Annotated in this window: 17 protein-coding genes; 8 read left to right on the forward strand and 9 right to left on the reverse strand. The window is 54.0% G+C overall.

The window, feature by feature from the left end; genetic code table 11:
- Positions 1-329 precede the first annotated feature (329 nt).
- Complete coding sequence (gmhB, locus tag ABOC97_RS09025; protein ID WP_234505086.1) at positions 330-893, reverse strand: D-glycero-beta-D-manno-heptose 1,7-bisphosphate 7-phosphatase; 564 nt, start codon at positions 891-893, stop codon at positions 330-332.
- Positions 894-1,081: 188 nt separating this feature from the next.
- Between gmhB and metN the strand changes: the two genes are divergently transcribed.
- From metN to proS, 6 genes are all read left to right on the forward strand, one after another.
- Positions 1,082-2,113: a methionine ABC transporter ATP-binding protein MetN gene (metN, locus tag ABOC97_RS09030; protein ID WP_349596554.1), complete on the forward strand. Its 1,032-nt coding sequence runs from the start codon at positions 1,082-1,084 to the stop codon at positions 2,111-2,113.
- Positions 2,106-2,759: a methionine ABC transporter permease MetI gene (locus ABOC97_RS09035; protein WP_234505090.1), complete on the forward strand. Its 654-nt coding sequence runs from the start codon at positions 2,106-2,108 to the stop codon at positions 2,757-2,759. Before metN ends, ABOC97_RS09035 begins: the two co-directional genes overlap by 8 nt.
- 40 nt (positions 2,760-2,799) lie before the next feature.
- Complete coding sequence (gene metQ, locus ABOC97_RS09040; RefSeq protein WP_234505092.1) at positions 2,800-3,615, forward strand: methionine ABC transporter substrate-binding lipoprotein MetQ; 816 nt, start codon at positions 2,800-2,802, stop codon at positions 3,613-3,615.
- A gap of 109 nt (positions 3,616-3,724) precedes the next feature.
- Positions 3,725-4,129, forward strand: coding sequence for an Rcs stress response system protein RcsF (gene rcsF / locus ABOC97_RS09045; RefSeq protein ID WP_234505094.1), 405 nt, complete (start codon positions 3,725-3,727; stop codon positions 4,127-4,129).
- A complete protein-coding gene (gene tsaA / locus ABOC97_RS09050; protein WP_349596559.1) occupies positions 4,126-4,833 on the forward strand; it encodes a tRNA (N6-threonylcarbamoyladenosine(37)-N6)-methyltransferase TrmO in 708 nt (235 codons plus the stop codon). The genes rcsF and tsaA overlap by 4 nt, the downstream gene beginning before the upstream one ends.
- 112 nt (positions 4,834-4,945) lie before the next feature.
- Positions 4,946-6,664 (forward strand): proline--tRNA ligase, encoded by a 1,719-nt coding sequence (gene proS / locus ABOC97_RS09055; protein WP_234505098.1) that lies wholly within the window; start codon positions 4,946-4,948, stop codon positions 6,662-6,664.
- Positions 6,665-6,783: 119 nt separating this feature from the next.
- Here the strand turns inward: proS and nlpE are convergent, their stop codons facing one another.
- Genes nlpE through ABOC97_RS09070 form a run of 3 tightly spaced genes read right to left on the reverse strand, consistent with a single transcriptional unit; the run spans position 6,784 to position 8,474 of the window.
- On the reverse strand, positions 6,784-7,482 hold the full coding sequence (nlpE, locus tag ABOC97_RS09060; RefSeq protein ID WP_349596563.1) for an envelope stress response activation lipoprotein NlpE: 699 nt from the start codon (positions 7,480-7,482) through the stop codon (positions 6,784-6,786).
- 36 nt (positions 7,483-7,518) lie between these two features.
- Positions 7,519-7,932, reverse strand: coding sequence for an alternative ribosome rescue aminoacyl-tRNA hydrolase ArfB (gene arfB / locus ABOC97_RS09065; protein ID WP_349596566.1), 414 nt, complete (start codon positions 7,930-7,932; stop codon positions 7,519-7,521).
- Positions 7,929-8,474 (reverse strand): YaeQ family protein, encoded by a 546-nt coding sequence (locus ABOC97_RS09070; protein WP_349596569.1) that lies wholly within the window; start codon positions 8,472-8,474, stop codon positions 7,929-7,931. Before ABOC97_RS09070 ends, arfB begins: the two co-directional genes overlap by 4 nt.
- 177 nt (positions 8,475-8,651) lie before the next feature.
- On the opposite strand from ABOC97_RS09070, the gene ABOC97_RS09075 reads away from it, so the two are divergent.
- Both ABOC97_RS09075 and rof read left to right on the forward strand, forming a co-directional pair.
- Positions 8,652-8,852, forward strand: a complete 201-nt coding sequence (locus ABOC97_RS09075) for a YaeP family protein (protein WP_234505107.1) — start codon at positions 8,652-8,654, stop codon at positions 8,850-8,852.
- Positions 8,839-9,099: a Rho-binding antiterminator gene (rof, locus tag ABOC97_RS09080; protein WP_349596572.1), complete on the forward strand. Its 261-nt coding sequence runs from the start codon at positions 8,839-8,841 to the stop codon at positions 9,097-9,099. Before ABOC97_RS09075 ends, rof begins: the two co-directional genes overlap by 14 nt.
- A gap of 16 nt (positions 9,100-9,115) precedes the next feature.
- Here rof and tilS read toward each other — a convergent pair whose 3' ends face one another.
- The 5 genes from tilS to dnaE all read right to left on the reverse strand — a co-directional run bounded on the left by tilS (position 9,116) and on the right by dnaE (position 17,630).
- Entirely contained in the window at positions 9,116-10,423 is a 1,308-nt protein-coding gene (gene tilS, locus ABOC97_RS09085; protein WP_349596966.1) for a tRNA lysidine(34) synthetase TilS, read from the reverse strand.
- A 57-nt stretch (positions 10,424-10,480) separates the two neighbouring features.
- Positions 10,481-10,870, reverse strand: a complete 390-nt coding sequence (locus tag ABOC97_RS09090; protein ID WP_349596574.1) for a VOC family protein — start codon at positions 10,868-10,870, stop codon at positions 10,481-10,483.
- A gap of 50 nt (positions 10,871-10,920) precedes the next feature.
- Complete coding sequence (gene ldcC, locus ABOC97_RS09095; protein WP_349596577.1) at positions 10,921-13,071, reverse strand: lysine decarboxylase LdcC; 2,151 nt, start codon at positions 13,069-13,071, stop codon at positions 10,921-10,923.
- A gap of 104 nt (positions 13,072-13,175) precedes the next feature.
- Positions 13,176-14,135, reverse strand: coding sequence for an acetyl-CoA carboxylase carboxyl transferase subunit alpha (accA, locus tag ABOC97_RS09100; protein WP_061282434.1), 960 nt, complete (start codon positions 14,133-14,135; stop codon positions 13,176-13,178).
- A 12-nt stretch (positions 14,136-14,147) separates the two neighbouring features.
- Positions 14,148-17,630, reverse strand: a complete 3,483-nt coding sequence (dnaE, locus tag ABOC97_RS09105; RefSeq protein WP_349596581.1) for a DNA polymerase III subunit alpha — start codon at positions 17,628-17,630, stop codon at positions 14,148-14,150.
- Between the last annotated feature and the right edge of the window lie 17 nt (positions 17,631-17,647).

Below are 17,647 nucleotides of genomic sequence, written 5' to 3' on the forward strand. Positions count from 1 at the left end.
GAGACTTGGTATTCATTTAGCGTCTTGCGACGTTTAAGAATCCGTATCTTCGAGTGCCCACACAGATTGTCTGATAAATTGTTAAAGAGCAGTGCAACACGGCTTTCGCTCACTGTTGCGAGGTGGCGTATATTACGCTTTCCTCTTTCAGAGTCAAGCGTTTAATTTCGCTTTTCTCTGCCGACGTTCTCAGGAGAACCCCGCTGACCCGGTGGCTTGTTTGCCGTTGTTCCGTCTCAGTGGGGCCGCATTATAGGGGGTAATTTCAGGCTGACAAGAGGAAAAATGCATTTTTTTCTCAACCGCTCACCTTTTCACCTTTTTGCCGTTTATTTCTGCTTTTTGATAGCGGCTGGCAGGTCTGCGAGGCTATTAATCACCCAATCCGCGGCTTTTTCCGCATCTTCGGTGACAGGTTTACCGGTACGCACCAGCACTTTCATGCCAACGTTCGCTGCGGCAGCTGCCTGCATGTCTTCAATTTTGTCGCCAACCATATAAGAAGAAGACATATCAATGTGCAGATATTCCTGCGCCGACTTGAACATTCCCGGATGCGGTTTTCGACAGTCGCATACCTGGCGGTACTCTTCGACTGTTCCCTGCGGGTGGTGCGGACAGAAATAGATGCCATCAAGATCCACACCGCGGTCGGCCAATGACCAGTCCATCCATTCCGTCAGCGTTTCAAACTGCGCTTCGGTAAATTTCCCGCGAGCAATACCCGATTGGTTAGTGACCAGCACCAGGGCATAGCCCATTTCTTTTAATTCACGCATTGCGTCAATGACGCCATCGATAAATTCGAAATCATCAATTTCATGGACGTAGCCATGATCGACATTAATCGTGCCATCACGATCGAGAAAAATTGCGGGTACGGACTTTGCCACCGTGTTACTCCTGAATAAGGCATGTGTCTTTAGTATCGCATGTTTCAACAAGCAAGAAAGCGACGATCGCATAAAGAAGATTGATTTAGCCGTCTAGATGCCTTAACATCCGTTTTGTTGACGGTCATCGCCCGTCTCTGGCAGAACAAAATGCCGTGGATAACACCTAACCGATAATAAATAATCTAATGATTAAACTTTCGAATATCACCAAAGTGTTCCAGCAGGGCCACCGTACGATACAGGCGCTAAATAACGTTAGCCTGCACGTGCCCGCCGGACAAATTTATGGCGTCATTGGCGCATCCGGTGCAGGTAAAAGTACGCTGATTCGCTGCGTAAACCTGCTTGAGCGCCCAACCGAGGGCAGCGTTCAGGTCGGCGGCCAGGATCTGACTGCATTATCTGAGACCGAACTGACTAAAGCTCGTCGTCAGATTGGCATGATCTTCCAGCACTTTAACCTGCTCTCTTCACGTACCGTATTTGGTAACGTTGCGCTGCCGCTGGAACTCGACAATACGCCAAAAGATGAAATCAAGCGTCGTGTCACCGAATTACTGGATCTCGTAGGTCTGGGCGATAAACACGATAGCTACCCGGCGAACCTTTCCGGCGGACAAAAACAGCGCGTGGCCATTGCCCGTGCGCTGGCCAGCAATCCTAAGGTGCTGCTGTGTGATGAAGCCACCAGCGCATTAGATCCAGCAACCACCCGCTCAATCCTGGAACTGCTGAAAGATATCAACCGTCGCCTGGGGCTGACCATTTTGCTTATCACCCATGAAATGGACGTAGTGAAGCGCATCTGCGACTGCGTCGCGGTGATCAGCAACGGCGAACTGATTGAACAAGATACGGTGAGCGAGATGTTCTCTCATCCGAAGACGCCGCTGGCTCAGCAGTTTATTCAGGCCACGCTGCATCTGGATATCCCGGAAGATTACCAGGCACGTCTTAAAGCACAGCAAAACGCCGATAGCGTACCGATGCTGCGTATGGAGTTCACCGGCCAATCGGTCGACGCACCGCTGCTGTCAGAAACCGCGCGTCGCTTTAACGTTAATAACAACATTATTAGCGCGCAGATGGATTACGCAGGCGGCGTGAAGTTCGGCATCATGCTGACGGAAATGCACGGCACACCTGAAGATACGCAAGCAGCCATCGCCTGGTTGCAGCAACACCATGTAAAAGTAGAGGTACTGGGATATGTCTGAGGCCATGATGTGGTTACTGGCGCGCGGCGTCTGGGAAACGCTGGCGATGACATTCGTGTCGGGCTTTTTCGGCTTCGTGATTGGCCTTCCGGTTGGCGTGCTTTTATATGTCACCCGTCCGGGACAAATTATCGAGAACGGCAAGGTGTATCGCGTGCTCTCCGCGCTGGTCAACATCTTCCGCTCCATCCCGTTCATTATCTTACTGGTATGGATGATTCCGTTTACCCGCGTGATCGTCGGAACCTCAATTGGTTTACAGGCCGCCATCGTGCCACTGACCGTAGGCGCCGCGCCGTTCATCGCCCGTATGGTGGAAAACGCCCTGCTGGAAATCCCAACCGGTTTAATTGAAGCGTCACGCGCCATGGGCGCCACGCCAATGCAAATCGTCTGCAAAGTTCTGCTGCCGGAAGCCATGCCGGGTCTGGTGAATGCGGCGACTATTACTCTGATTACGCTGGTTGGCTACTCCGCAATGGGCGGTGCCGTTGGTGCTGGCGGGCTGGGTCAGATTGGCTATCAGTACGGTTACATTGGCTATAATGCCACCGTGATGAATACAGTACTGGTATTGCTGGTCGTTCTGGTTTATTTAATTCAACTATCTGGCGATCGTATCGTTCGGGCAGTCACTCATAAATAGCGTTACACACAACACAACTCAAAAGTTTAAGGATATAAGCATGGCGTTCAAGTTTAAAACCTTTGCGGCAGTTGGAGCCCTGATTGGTTCTCTGGCACTTGTTGGTTGCGGCCAGGATGAAAAAGATCCTAACCATATTAAAGTCGGCGTCATCGTCGGTGCGGAACAGCAGGTTGCTGAAGTCGCGCAGAAAGTGGCGAAAGAAAAATACGGTCTGGACGTAGAGCTGGTGACCTTCAACGACTACGTTCTGCCGAACGAAGCGCTGAGCAAAGGCGATATCGATGCTAACGCCTTCCAGCACAAACCGTACCTGGATCAGCAGATTAAAGACCGTGGCTACAAACTGGTTTCCGTCGGTAACACCTTCGTTTACCCAATTGCTGGCTACTCTAAGAAAATCAAATCTCTGGACGAGCTGCAGCCGGGTTCCCAGATTGCCGTTCCGAACGATCCGACTAACCTCGGCCGTTCCCTGCTGCTGCTGCAAAAAGAAGGTCTGATCAAACTGAAAGATGACGTAGGTCTGCTGCCAACCGTGCTGGACGTCACCGAAAACCCGAAAAACCTGAAGATTGTTGAGCTGGAAGCACCGCAACTGCCACGTTCACTGGACGATGCACAGATTGCTCTGGCCGTCATCAACACCACTTACGCTAGCCAGATTAACCTGACTCCAGCGAAAGACGGTATCTTCGTTGAAGGCAAAGACTCTCCTTACGTGAACATGATCGTTTCACGTGAAGACAACAAAGACGCTGAAAACGTGAAAAAATTCGTTCAGGCTTACCAGTCTGACGAAGTGTACGAAGCAGCGAACAAAATCTTCAACGGCGGCGCTGTTAAAGGCTGGTAATCGCATTACCGCTAAGCAGTATCTTTCAAGACGGGCGCATGCCCGTCTTGTCATTTATGCAAGCACCTGATTCAATAGCCCCTGGTCTACCCCATATCGAGGAAATACTATGCGTGCTTTACCGGTCTGTTTATTAGCACTCCTGTTAGGTGGCTGCTCAATGCTAAACAGATCTCCTGTTGAACCTATTCAAAGCACTGCGACCCCCGTCAAAACGGAGACCGCGAAACCGAAAGCGCCACGCCCTACGCCGGTTAGAATTATCACTAATGCTGAAGACCTGGTCGGCAAACCATTCCGCGACTTAGGCGAAGTGTCCGGTGATTCATGCCAAGCGACGAATCAGGATTCCCCTCCTAATATTCCAACCGCTCGCAAGCGCATGCAAATTAACGCCTCTAAAATGAAAGCGAATGCCGTCTTGCTGCATAGCTGCGAAGTCACCAGCGGTGCGCCAGGCTGTTACCGCCAGGCGGTATGCGTGGGTTCGGCGCTCAACGTTAGTGCGAAATGAGCCGTTTCTCATTTGAACAAATAGGCGTTATCCGCTCTCCTTATAAAGAGAAGTTTGCGGTGCCACGCCAGCCAGGGCTGGTCAAAAGCTGCAGCGGCGAGCTGCATCTTCTGCCGCCCTACAACCAGGCCGATGCCGTGCGCGGCCTGGAAGCGTTCAGCCATCTGTGGGTGCTATTTGTTTTCCATCAGACGATGGAAGGTGGCTGGCGCCCAACGGTACGCCCTCCCCGGTTAGGCGGTAATGCGCGTATGGGCGTTTTCGCCACCCGTTCAACCTTCCGTCCTAACCCTATAGGTATGTCGCTTGTTGAGCTGCGCGATATTCGCTGCCATAAAGAGCACGTCATTCTGGAGCTGGGCGGGCTGGATTTAGTTGACGGTACTCCGGTGGTGGATATCAAACCCTATCTGCCGTTTGCCGAGTCCCTGCCGGATGCGCGCGCCAGCTACGCTCAGGATGCGCCTCAGGCGAGTATTGATGTCACGTTCAGTACAGAGATTACCGAGCAACTTGTCGGGCTGGAGAAACGTTACCCGCACCTGCGTCAGTTTATAGCCGAAGTGCTGGCACAAGACCCGCGTCCGGCCTATCGTAAAAACGAGGAAGAAGGAAAAACCTACGCCGTCTGGCTGCTGGATTTTAACGTCCGCTGGCGTGTGACAACGTCAGGATTTGAAGTCTTTGCTCTGGAAACCCGGTAATTTCTCCGCGCTCTCTTTTGACATCTCTTTCTCGCTGGTAAACTAAACCACTTTGTTTTTGTGCCAGGCCCGTTTTGAGCCTGTTTTGTCGTCCAACTGGAACCGTAACAACATGCGTACTAGCCAATATCTGCTCTCCACTCTGAAGGAGACACCTGCCGACGCTGAGGTCATCAGCCACCAGCTGATGCTGCGCGCCGGGATGATCCGCAAACTGGCCTCTGGGTTATATGCCTGGCTGCCGACCGGTCTGCGCGTCCTGAAAAAAGTCGAAAACATCGTGCGTGAAGAGATGAACAACGCCGGTGCCATCGAGGTGTCTATGCCCGTGGTTCAGCCCGCTGAACTGTGGCAGGAGAGCGGTCGCTGGGAACAGTACGGCCCGGAGCTGCTGCGCTTTGTTGACCGTGGCGACCGTTCTTTCGTCCTTGGCCCAACGCACGAAGAAGTGATCACCGACCTGATTCGTAACGAGCTGAGCTCTTACAAACAGCTGCCGCTGAACTTCTTCCAGATCCAGACCAAGTTCCGTGACGAAGTCCGCCCACGTTTCGGCGTGATGCGCTCTCGTGAGTTCCTGATGAAAGATGCTTACTCTTTCCATACCTCCCAGGAATCTTTGCAGGAAACCTACGACGCGATGTACGCGGCCTACAGCAAGATCTTCAGCCGTATGGGTCTGGACTTCCGCGCGGTACAGGCTGACACCGGTTCTATCGGCGGTAGCGCTTCTCACGAATTCCAGGTGCTGGCGCAGAGCGGCGAAGATGATGTGATCTTCTCTGATTCTTCTGACTACGCTGCCAACATCGAGTTTGCAGAAGCCGTGGCGCCAAAAGAGCCGCGCGCCGCTGCCACTCAGGAAATGACGCTGGTTGATACGCCTAACGCGAAAACCATCGCTGAGCTGGTAGAGCAGTTCAATCTGCCAATCGAGAAAACCGTGAAAACCCTGCTGGTGAAAGCCGTGGAAGGCAGCAAGTCTCCACTGGTTGCCCTGCTGGTTCGCGGCGATCACGAGCTGAACGAAGTTAAAGCTGAAAAGCTGGCGCAGGTTGCCAGCCCGCTGACCTTCGCCACCGAAGCTGAAATCCGTGCGCTGGTTGAAGCCGGTCCTGGCTCTCTGGGTCCAGTGAACATGCCAATTCCGGTAGTTATCGACCGTACCGTTGCGGCAATGAGCGATTTCGCCGCTGGCGCGAACATCGACGGTAAACACTACTTCGGTATCAACTGGGACCGCGACGTGGCAACCCCAGAAGTTGCTGATATCCGTAACGTAGTTGCCGGCGATCCAAGCCCGGACGGTAAGGGTACCCTGCTGATTAAGCGCGGTATCGAAGTGGGCCACATCTTCCAGCTGGGTACTAAGTACTCTGAAGCGATGAAAGCCTCCGTACAGGGTGAAGACGGTCGTAACCAGATCCTGACCATGGGTTGCTACGGTATCGGGGTAACTCGCGTGGTGGCTGCAGCCATCGAGCAGAACTTTGACGATCGCGGCATTCTGTGGCCAGACGCCATTGCGCCTTTCCAGGTCGCTATCCTGCCAATGAACATGCACAAGTCCTACCGTGTGCAGGAACTGGCTGAGAAACTGTACGCAGAACTGCGTGCGCAGGGTATCGAAGTGCTGATGGATGACCGTAAAGAGCGTCCAGGCGTGATGTTTGCTGACATGGAGCTTATCGGTATTCCGCACACCATCGTGCTGGGCGACCGTAACCTCGACAACGACGATATTGAATACAAATACCGTCGTAACGGTGACAAGCAGCTGATAAAAACCGGTGATATCGTTGATTACCTGGTGAAAGCCATTAAAGGTTAATCATCCGAAGGCGGTATTAACACCGCCCCGGTGACAAAAAAAGCCTCGCTTTAAGCGAGGCTTTTTACTTTAGCAGTCACGAGTCGTAGCCGAATAATTCGGTACCGGTGTTGTTACCTTTATTTGCTCGTGCAGTCTTTACCAGGGACAAACTTCGCTTCTTTGCTGGCGACCAGCGTTTTCACCATCGCGCCGGTATCTGGATTAGGCTCGAGGGTAAAGTGCCCTTCCACCATCAGCAGCACCGGTTTGCTATCGCTTCCCCTTGAAGCGGCGTAATCACGTTCCAGCTGCGCATTATTCGCAACTGCAACACGTTTGCCGGTGGCACAATCGGTAAAGGTGGCGGCATCTGCCATATAGAAGTACATCCCACGCATCGCCATCGGCGTCGTTGGCAGACTCGCTTTGACCGGCTCAAGCGTATAATTCAGCTTAGAATCAATCGGGTTGCCTTCACGGTCGAGCATCTCCAGCTTATCGCCTTTCGCGCGATAGAAAGATTTCTCGCCATGGCTGTCGGTCAGCACCAGTTTATCGGCAGTACGCGCCCAGGTACCGTAGGAACCGAACGAAGACGGTTCGCGGTTTACGCCCTGATAGTGATCGTTCATCACCCAGGTTCCGTCCTTACCGAGGAACAGCGAGGTTTCAATACCTTCACAATCGGCACACGGAATCACGCCGCGCCAGCTCTGCTGCATTGGCGTTAACTCTGCGGGTTGAGTCGGCTTTAGCGCCGCCATTTCCGAATTATTACAGCCGAAAAGCCCAAACAGCATCCCGGTGGCCGCAATGGCCAATATCGCTTTTTTCACCCTCAATTCCTTATTCTTATTACATCCACATTCAGCTTAGTAGCTAACCTTGCCACGCATCGACTTCACAGAAGACTTTTGCGCTTTAGAGGTCAGCCGCCGCTCTTTTGACGCGCGCGTTGGGCGCGTCGGGCGCCGGCTCTTTTGTTCTGTCGTTAGCGTTTGGATTACCGCCACCAGGCGAGCTATCGCCGCTTCACGGTTCATCTCCTGGCTGCGGTACTCCTGCGCCTTAATGATAATCACACCGTCAGCAGAAATTAAGTGGTGACTGGCGGCCAGCAGGCGCTCTTTATAATACTCTGGCAGGCTGGAGGCCCGGATGTCAAAACGCAAATGAATCGCCGTTGAGGTCTTATTCACATGCTGACCGCCCGCCCCCTGGGCGCGAATCGCGGTGATCGTTAGCTCATCATCCGAAATACTGACCTGCCCGGAAAGCGTAATCATGCTGGCGTCTGCCACGCCGTAAAATGAATTTCCAGATTATTCTGAGCATCAGAAAGCCAAATTGCGCCTTCCTGCAGCGTCGCTTGCAGGGTCATCGTACGCTCGGCAAAAGCGCTGAGTTTTGCCAACTGCTCATCATCCAGATACCAGATGCTTAAGTTTTTAAAGCCAGCCATTTTGCTTTGGTTTTGCTGCCACCAGATTTCTGCCGAGCGGCTGTTGTAGGTAAACAGCGCTACTTCTTGCGACTGGCTGCAGGCTTTCTTAATCCGCCGCTCATCCGGCAGGCCCAGCTCAATCCACAGGTCGATCCCCAGATGATCGTTGCGCAGCCACACTTCCGGCTCATCCTCAGAGGAAAGGCCGCGGGTGAACTGCAGACGTTCATCGGCGTATTTTATCCACGCCAGCAGCCGCAGCATCATGCGTTCCTGGGTTTCAGACGGGTGACGGGCCAGCGTTAAAGACGCGTCCAGAAACTGGTTGCGGTCGATATCCGCTACATTGACCACCGCTTTATAAATTGTTGCTTTCAGCGCCATGGGGTAACTCCTGCGAAAAATGGGGCTCATTGTAGCGAAATCAAGGGCAAAAGGCTGTCCCGAATTGCATCTGCCGACGCTCATCTCGCTGATAATGCTTAAATGAGTATGATATAGTCACCTTGCTAAACAGAGATTATCTTCATAGGCTTAATTGAAGCGCTGACAGGAGGACATGTGGGCAACTATTGTGAATTAATTCGTCAACGCTATGCGGAAATTGCCAGCGGTGATTTGGGGTATATCCCGGATGCGCTGGGCTGTGTACTGAAAGTTTTGAACGAAGTTGCGGCGGATGACGCCCTTTCTGCGTCAGTCAGGGACAAAGCTGCCTATGCAGCGGCAAACTTACTGGTGAGCGATTATGTCGATGAATGATACTTATCAACCCATCAATTGCGATGACTATGACAATCTCGAGCTCGCCTGCCAGCACCATCTCGTTCTGGCGCTGGAACTGAAAGACGGCGAAGTGCTGAAAGCCAAAGCACACGATCTGGTCTCCCGTAAGAACGTGGAATACCTGGTCGTCGATAGCGCGGGTGAACTCCGCGAGCTGCGGCTTGACCGCATAACCAGCTTCAGCCACCCCGAAATCGGCACCGTGGTTGTTAGCGAGTCATAATTCAGAAACGGGCGGCTTAGCTGCCCGTTTTCTCCCACCGTAATGTGACACCGTTTTCCGCATCACAGACTCCGTCCTGAGTGACAAAGTACCCTGCTGCCGCAATCAACGTCTCACCGTAAAACAGCAGCGGTGTGGTATCTCGCCGCCAGGGCGGTACGCCTAGCTCCTGCCAGATTTTTTTCAGCTTACGCCCACCGTTGCGGCCAACAATATGCAGCATCCCCGGCGCTTTAAAGCGCACAGTGACTGTTTCATCCGCTCGTGCGAAGCGAATATTCCCCCGAGGAACCAGACGTAGCTCGCCGAGACTATCCGGTAGCATCAGTAAAGTGCGGGGATCCGCCCACGGCAGGACCGTTTCCGTTTGTCCGGCCTGCGCCTTCACCCACCACAGTCTTTGCTGGAAACGACGAACGTCAAAGCTCCCCAGCCGTACACACGGTGTCGCATCCTCACGCGCCAGCGCAACTTCCTGCCATAAGCGAGCCAACATTTCGCGCGACGGCATCGGCGCATGGTGCCCTGCCAGCCAGCGCCGTAAAAGCGCCGCCCGCTTTGGTGCACTCATCGCCGCCAGTGGTTCAATAGCCAGCGCGCCTTCGGGAGAAACCAATCGAGAGAGTTCACCTGCCAGCAGCTCATCCAGCAGTTGCTCCTGCTCACCGCACAGCTCGGCACTTCGCGCAGCTGCCTGCGCAAAGTGCGGCCAGCGCTGATTGAGTAGCGGCAATACCCGCAGGCGCAGGAAATTGCGGTCGTAGGTATCATCCTGATTGCTCTCGTCTTCAATCCACGTCAGCGCATGAGTAGTCGCCCACTGCAGCAGGGCGTCTCGCGTCTCGTGCAACAGCGGGCGCATAAGCTGTGTATTGGCAAACGCCGTGCAAAAAGGCATGGCCGCCAGTCCCGCAGGCCCGCTCCCTCGCTTAAGCGCCAGCAGCAGCGTTTCGCTTTGGTCGTCCAGATGCTGTGCCGTTACCAGCACTTCTCCAGGTATTAGCGCATCGCGGAACGCCCGGTAGCGCGCATCTCTGGCTTCAGCCTCCAGCCCGATGCCGCGTTGCGCCAGCGTGACCCGCTCAACCACCAACGGGACCTGCCAGGCGTCACAGACCTGCTGGCAGTGTGCCACCCAGCTATCAGCATTGGCGCTAATTCCGTGGTGGATATGTATCGCCCGCAGCACAATGGAAGGATCCTGCTGTCGCCAGCAGACCAGTTGATGCAGCAGCACCGTCGAATCCAGGCCACCGCTAAACGCCACCAGAAACTGGCGGTGCGGGGAGAGCTGTTGCACAAGTGATGGTTGGGTCATCGTCATATCATGAAAGAGAGTGTAGCCCGGCACGTTACCCGTCCGGGCTAGTGCTGACAAGCCTTACTGCTGATACAGCTCCAGCGGCAGGCCGTCAGGATCGTTGAAAAAGGTAAAACGCTTGTCGGTATACGGATCGACACGAATCTCCTCGCAGGCTACGCCATGAGCCGTCAGGTGCGCCACGGCCGCGTCAATATCATCGACGCTGAAGGCCAGATGGCGAAGCCCGCAAGCCTCCGGACGACTTGGCCGCGCAGGAGGAAACGGGAAGGAAAACAGCTCAATCACATATTGGCCGTTTAATGCCAGGTCGCCTTTCCACGAATCACGCGCTTCACGATAAACTTCGCTTTGCAGCGTAAAGCCGAGAATGCCGCAGTAAAAAGACTTACTTTTTGCATAATCGGTGGCAATAATCGCAATGTGATGAATCTGTTTTAATCCCAGCATCCTGTTTCTCCGTTAACCGTTTTCCTGCACGTTAACCGCGCAGGCCGATATCACGCAACCCCTTCAGGGCTTTTTAGGACTCTCACACGGTAAACGCCGTTTTCATCGCGTTTTGCACCATGGATATCGGTTTCAAAGCCCGGATAATGTCGCCCAACAGAGCAAAGCATCAGCAGGAAGTCGAGTACAGAGCGACTCTCGGTGGTGATCATCTCCCCCGGCATCAGCAGCGGCACGCCCGGTGGATAGGGCAGGATCATATTCGCGGAAATGCGGCCCACTAAATCTTCCAGCGCGATGGTTTCTACCTCGCCCTTAATCTGCTTTTGCCACGCCCGGTGTGGCGTCAGCTTCATCTCCGGTAATACGTCAAAGGCTCTGAGCATTAAGCTTGGGAGATCGTGCTGGCGAATCAACCGATGGATCCCCTGAGCCAAATCCTGAATACGCATGTTGCGATAAAAATCAGGATCTTCGGCATAGAGATCCGGCAACATGTTTTTCACCCGCAGGTTGAGATCGTAGGCGCGTTTAAACTCCGTCAATCCGCGAAGCAGCCCCATTGCCCGGGTTTTATCAATCCCGATGCTGAACAGGAACAGCAGATTATAGGGACCGGTTTTTTCCACCACCACGCCGTGCTCGTCGAGATATTTTGCCACCAGCGCCGCCGGGATCCCCTCATCGCTCATATTCCCCTGCTCGTCCATTCCCGGCGTCAGGATCGTCACCTTCACCGGATCGAGGAACATATGATCGGCATCCGCGTCGCTAAAGCCGTGCCAGTCTTCGCCAGGCGAAACCGGCCAGCACTCTGCCTCGTCAATCTCTTCCGGCTGCCAGATGTCAAAGAACCAGCTATCTGACTCTTCCCGCAGTCGCTGGACTTCTTTACGGAAATGCAGCGCCCGCTCTACCGAACGATTAATCAGCCGTTTACCGGGATTGCCACGCAGCATTGCCGCCGCAGTCTCGATAGAGGCCACAATCGGATAGCTCGGCGAAGTGGAGGTATGCATCATAAAGGCTTCGTTGAAAGTATCTTCGTCGTAGTCGCCTTTAATATGAATAAGCGACGCCTGCGACAGCGCCGCCAGCATTTTGTGAGTGGACTGGGTTTCAAAGAATACTTTTCCCGGTACCCGCTCACCGCTCATACCGCTTTTCCCCTGATAGATCGGGTGGAAATGGGTGTACGGCACCCAGGCCGAGTCAAAATGAATAGACGGTACGTCGAGGGTCTGTTTGATCCAGTTGGTGTTGTACAGCAAACCATCGTAGGTGGAGTTGGTTATCACCGCGTGCACCGGCCACTGCGCGTTAGCGGTGGCATTCACCTTCTGTTGCAGGCTGTCGCGGGTAAATTCGCGCTTCGGGATGCCGCCCAGGATCCCCAGCGCGTTACGCGTGGGTTTCAGCCACAACGGCACCACGTCGTTCATCATCAACAGATGTGCCAGAGATTTATGGCAGTTACGGTCAATCAGCAACGTGCTGCCGCTAGGTGCGGCGTACATACCAACAATTTTATTCGACGTTGAGGTGCCGTTGGTGACCATATAACTCTGCTCGGCACCAAAGGTGCGAGCAATATACTCTTCGGCTTCCAGATGCGGGCCGGTATGGTCTAGCAGCGATCCCAGCTCAGTCACCGAAATCGAGACATCCGCTTTCAACGTATTAGCACCGAAGAAATCGTAAAACAGGCAGCCGACCGGGCTTTTCTGATAAGCCGTTCCCGCCATATGCCCTGGCGTACAGAAGGTGTATTTGCCTTCTGTGACGTAGGTAAATAACGCTTTGGTAAACGGCGGCGTGATGTTATCGAGATACTCGTCGGTATACTGACGAATGCGGGTGGCGATATCGTCGGCCTGACCCAGGGCATATTCAAAGAACCACAGCGCCATGCGCATATCATGCGCGCTAACATCCATCGTGGAGTGGGCATTAATAAAAGCGTAAAGCGGCAGATATTCATTAAGCTGGTTTATTTCGCCGCAAAGATCGACGCTATATTCATCCCAGTCAAAAATCACCCCGCTAATACGCGGGTTGTGTTCAATCAATTTCAGCAGGTCTGCGCTGTTTTGCGGCCAGATAATTTTGAAGCCCTGCGACAGTAGCGCAGCCTCAAGCTCCTTTACCGGCTCGTCTTTGTAGTAGACGCCGTGCGGCCCCATAATGGCAATAATATTCATGCGTTCCTCCTGGAAAACCTTCACCTATCATAGCGCAGGTAGACCGCAGGTAATAAAAAAGGGCCACAAACTGTGGCCCTTTTCAGGAACGTCTTACGTTGGTATTACGCGTAGCCGTAAGTCATCAGGCGCTGGTAACGACGATTGAGCAGGTCTTCTTTGCTCAGCACATCGAGGTCTGCCAGGTCTGCCAGCAGCTGCGCTTTCAGTGATGCTGCAATAGCTTCCGGGTTGCGGTGCGCACCGCCCAGTGGTTCCGGGATAATGGAATCGATAAGCTTCAGTTCTTTCAGACGCGGAGCGATGATGCCCATGGCTTCAGCCGCCAGCGGCGCTTTATCAGCGCTTTTCCACAGAATGGAAGCACAGCCTTCCGGAGAGATAACGGAATAGGTGCTGTACTGCAGCATATTCACTTTATCGCCCACGCCAATCGCCAGTGCACCACCGGATCCACCTTCACCAATAACGGTGCAGATAACCGGGACGCTCAGACGTGACATTTCACGCAGGTTACGGGCAATAGCTTCAGACTGGCCGCGTTCTTCTGCGCCTACGCCTGGGTATGCACCCGGGGTGTCGATGAAGGTCACAATCGGCATGTTGAAGCGTTCTGCCATTTCCATCAGACGCAGGGCTTTGCGATAACCTTCCGGTGCCGGCATGCCGAAGTTGCGACGGATTTTTTCTTTGGTTTCACGACCTTTCTGATGACCAATGATCATCACTGGGCGACCGTCCAGACGAGCGATGCCACCAACGATAGCTTTGTCGTCGGCATACGCGCGGTCGCCTGCCAGTTCGTCAAACTCATCAAACGCCAGACGGACATAATCCAGGGTGTACGGACGCTGTGGATGGCGCGCCAGTTGGGCTACCTGCCATGCGCCGAGATCGGCAAAGATTTTGCGCGTCAGCTCTACGCTTTTTTCGCGCAGACGATGCACTTCTTCGTCGATATTAATATCCAGTTTCTCATCCTGACGGCTAACCGCAGTCAGAGAATCGATTTTTGCTTCCAGCTCTGCAATCGGCTGTTCAAAATCAAGGAAATTCAGACTCATAGTATTCCTGTATTAGTCAAACTCCAGTTCCACCTGCTCCGAACCGATGAGGCTACGCAGATCGTTGAGTAAACGATCGCTCGGAGAGACACGCCAGGTTGCACCGAAACGCAACCGCGCACGTGCATCCGCCCTCTGATAGTAGAGATGTACTGGAATGGTTCCCGAACGGTGGGGTTCCAGAGACTGACGGAGTCGGTTTAAAAGCTGGTCATCAATTTGCCTGTCCGTCAGCGAGATAGCAAGCCCGCGAGCGTATTTTTCCCGGGCTTCGTCAATGTCCATAACTTCGCGGGCCATCATTTTAAGGCCGCCGCTGAAATCATCAAAGCTGACCTGTCCGCTGACGATAAGTATGCGGTCGTTTTCCAGCAGATGCTGGTATTTTTCCAGAGCTTCGGTGAAGAGCATCACCTCTAGCCGCCCGGAGCGGTCATCCAGCGTACAGATGCCGATACGATTGCCGCGCTTGGTGACCATAACCCTTGCGGCAATCACGAGCCCCGCAGCCGTGGTCACTTTACCACGTTCTGTCGGATGCATGTCTTTTAGCCTATAGCCGCCGACATAGCGCTCAATTTCTTTCAGGTACTGGTTAATCGGGTGACCCGTCAAGTATAAGCCTAACGTTTCCCGTTCACCTTCCAGCACCGTGTGTTCAGGCCAGGGCTGGCAGTTTGCGTACGACTGCTCAATTTGCTCCGGCTCTTCGGCCAACACGCCGAACATATCCGCCTGACCAATCGCCTCTGCTTTCGCATGCTGGTCAGCGGCTTTTAATGCGTCACCCAACGAGTTCATCAACGCTGCGCGATGCGGCCCAAGGCGGTCGAAGGCCCCGGACATGATCAATTTTTCCAGCACCCGGCGGTTGAGTTTCTTGGTATCCGTGCGTGCACAGAGATCAAAAAGCTCGCGGAAATAGCCCCCGTTATTGCGCGCTTCAATGATCGCTTCAATTGGGCCTTCGCCGACGCCTTTAATCGCGCCGATACCATACACGATTTCCCCGTCATGATTAACGTGGAAATGATATAAACCGGAATTGATATCAGGCGGCAAGATTTTCAACCCCATCCGCCAACACTCATCCACCAGGCCAACCACCTTCTCGGTGTTGTCCATATCGGCGGTCATCACCGCCGCCATAAACTCGGCGGGATAGTGCGCTTTCAACCACAACGTCTGGTACGAAACCAGAGCATAGGCTGCGGAGTGAGATTTGTTAAACCCATAACCGGCGAATTTCTCCACCAGGTCAAAGATTTTCATCGCCAGTTCGCCATCTACACCGCGGCTTTTCGCCCCTTCTTCAAAGGTGCCGCGCTGCTTGGCCATCTCTTCGGGCTTTTTCTTACCCATCGCACGACGCAGCATATCCGCGCCACCCAGAGTATAGCCGGAAAGCTCCTGGGCAATCTGCATAACCTGTTCCTGGTACAGGATAATGCCGTACGTAGGTTCCAGCACCGGCTTCAGGCACTCATGCTGCCACTGAACGTCCGGATAGGAGATCTCTTCACGCCCGTGCTTACGGTCGATAAAGTTATCTACCATCCCCGACTGCAGTGGGCCCGGACGGAACAGAGCTACCAGTGCGATCATATCTTCGAAGCAGTCCGGCTGCAGACGTTTGATCAGATCCTTCATGCCGCGGGATTCAAGCTGGAATACCGCAGTGGTTTCCGAGCGTTGCAGCATGTCGAAGCTTTTCTTGTCATCCAGCGGGATGGCTGCGATATCCAGCGGCGGCTCGCCGTTGCGTTCGCGGCGGGCGTTGATCATCTCCAGCGCCCAGTTGATGATGGTGAGCGTACGTAGGCCAAGGAAGTCAAACTTCACCAGCCCGGCGTATTCAACGTCGTTCTTATCAAACTGAGTGACCGGGTGCAGCCCCTGCTCGTCGCAGTACAGCGGCGCAAAATCGGTAATTTTGGTCGGCGCGATAACCACGCCACCGGCGTGTTTACCGGCGTTACGAGTGACCCCTTCCAGCTTACGCGCCATGTCGATCAGCGCGCGAACCTCTTCATCGGCCTCGTAAATTTCCGGCAGCTGCGGTTCAGCTTCAAAGGCTTTAGCCAGCGTCATCCCCGGATCGGGCGGCACCAGCTTAGAGATACGGTCAACGAAGCCGTACGGATGCCCCAGTACGCGGCCTACGTCGCGGATAACCGCTTTCGCCGCCATGGTACCGAAGGTGATAATCTGCGAAACCGCATCACGACCGTACATTTCCGCCACGTGTTCAATAACCTGGTCGCGTTTCTCCATACAGAAGTCAACGTCGAAGTCGGGCATCGAGACACGTTCCGGGTTAAGGAAGCGTTCGAACAGCAGGTCAAATTCCAGCGGATCGAGGTCGGTAATTTTTAGCGCATAGGCCACCAGCGAGCCTGCACCGGAACCACGGCCAGGTCCAACCGGCACGCCGTTATCTTTCGACCACTGGATAAATTCCATTACGATCAGGAAGTAGCCCGGGAAGCCCATCTGGTTGATAACTTTCAGCTCAATTTCCAGACGTTCATCATAAGGCGGGCGCTTCTGCGCACGTTCTTGTGGATCGGGGAACAGGAACTCCAGACGCTCTTCCAGACCTTCATGCGATTTTGCCACGAGGAAATCCTCGGTGGTCATGTCACCAGTCGGGAACTGCGGCAGGAAGTATTCGCCCAGGCGCACCGTTACGTTACAGCGCTTAGCAATCTCAACGCTGTTTTCCAGCGCTTCCGGAATATCGGAGAACAGCTCGCACATCTCGTCTTCGCTGCGCATATATTGCTGCGAAGAGTAATTACGCGGGCGTTTTGGGTCATCCAGGGTGAAACCGTCGTGGATAGCCACGCGAATTTCATGGGCGTCAAAGTCACCCGGTTCAAGGAAGCGAACGTCATTGGTCGCCACCACCGGCAGGCCGCGCGTTTCCGCCAGCGCTACCGCAGCGTGCAGATAGGCTTCTTCATCCTGTCGGCCGGTACGAATTAGCTCAAGGAAATAGGCGTCGGGGAAGTGCTCTTCATAAAATGCCGCACACTGTTCAACCAGTACCGTATTACCACGTAGCAAGGCGCGGCCAACATCGCCCATCCGTGCGCCGGAGAGCAAAATCAGCCCTTCTTTTAATTCGACCAGCCAATCGCGGTCGATAATCGGCCCCGCGGCACCATAACCACGTTGATAGGCTTTTGAAATCAGTAGCGTCAGGTTTTGATAGCCAACGTTATTAGCCGCCAGCACCGTTAGCTGAGTCAGTTCGTCGCCAAACAGCTCGCTCTGGACGTGAAAATCCGCGCCGACAATCGGCTTAATCCCGGCACCGTGTCCCGCTCCATAGAACTTCACCAAGCCGCAAAGGTTGGTAAAATCGGTGATCGCCAGCGCAGGCATGCCCAATGCGGCCGCCTTTTTTACCAGCGGCCCGGTTTTTGCCAGCCCATCGATCATGGAGTAGTCGCTATGCACCCGCAGGTGCACGAAACGTGGTTCAGCCATTATTAATTTCCGGTTTA

It is taken from the genome of Kluyvera huaxiensis (assembly GCF_040149365.1).
In the GTDB taxonomy this organism is placed as follows: Bacteria; Pseudomonadota; Gammaproteobacteria; order Enterobacterales; family Enterobacteriaceae; genus Kluyvera; species Kluyvera intermedia_A.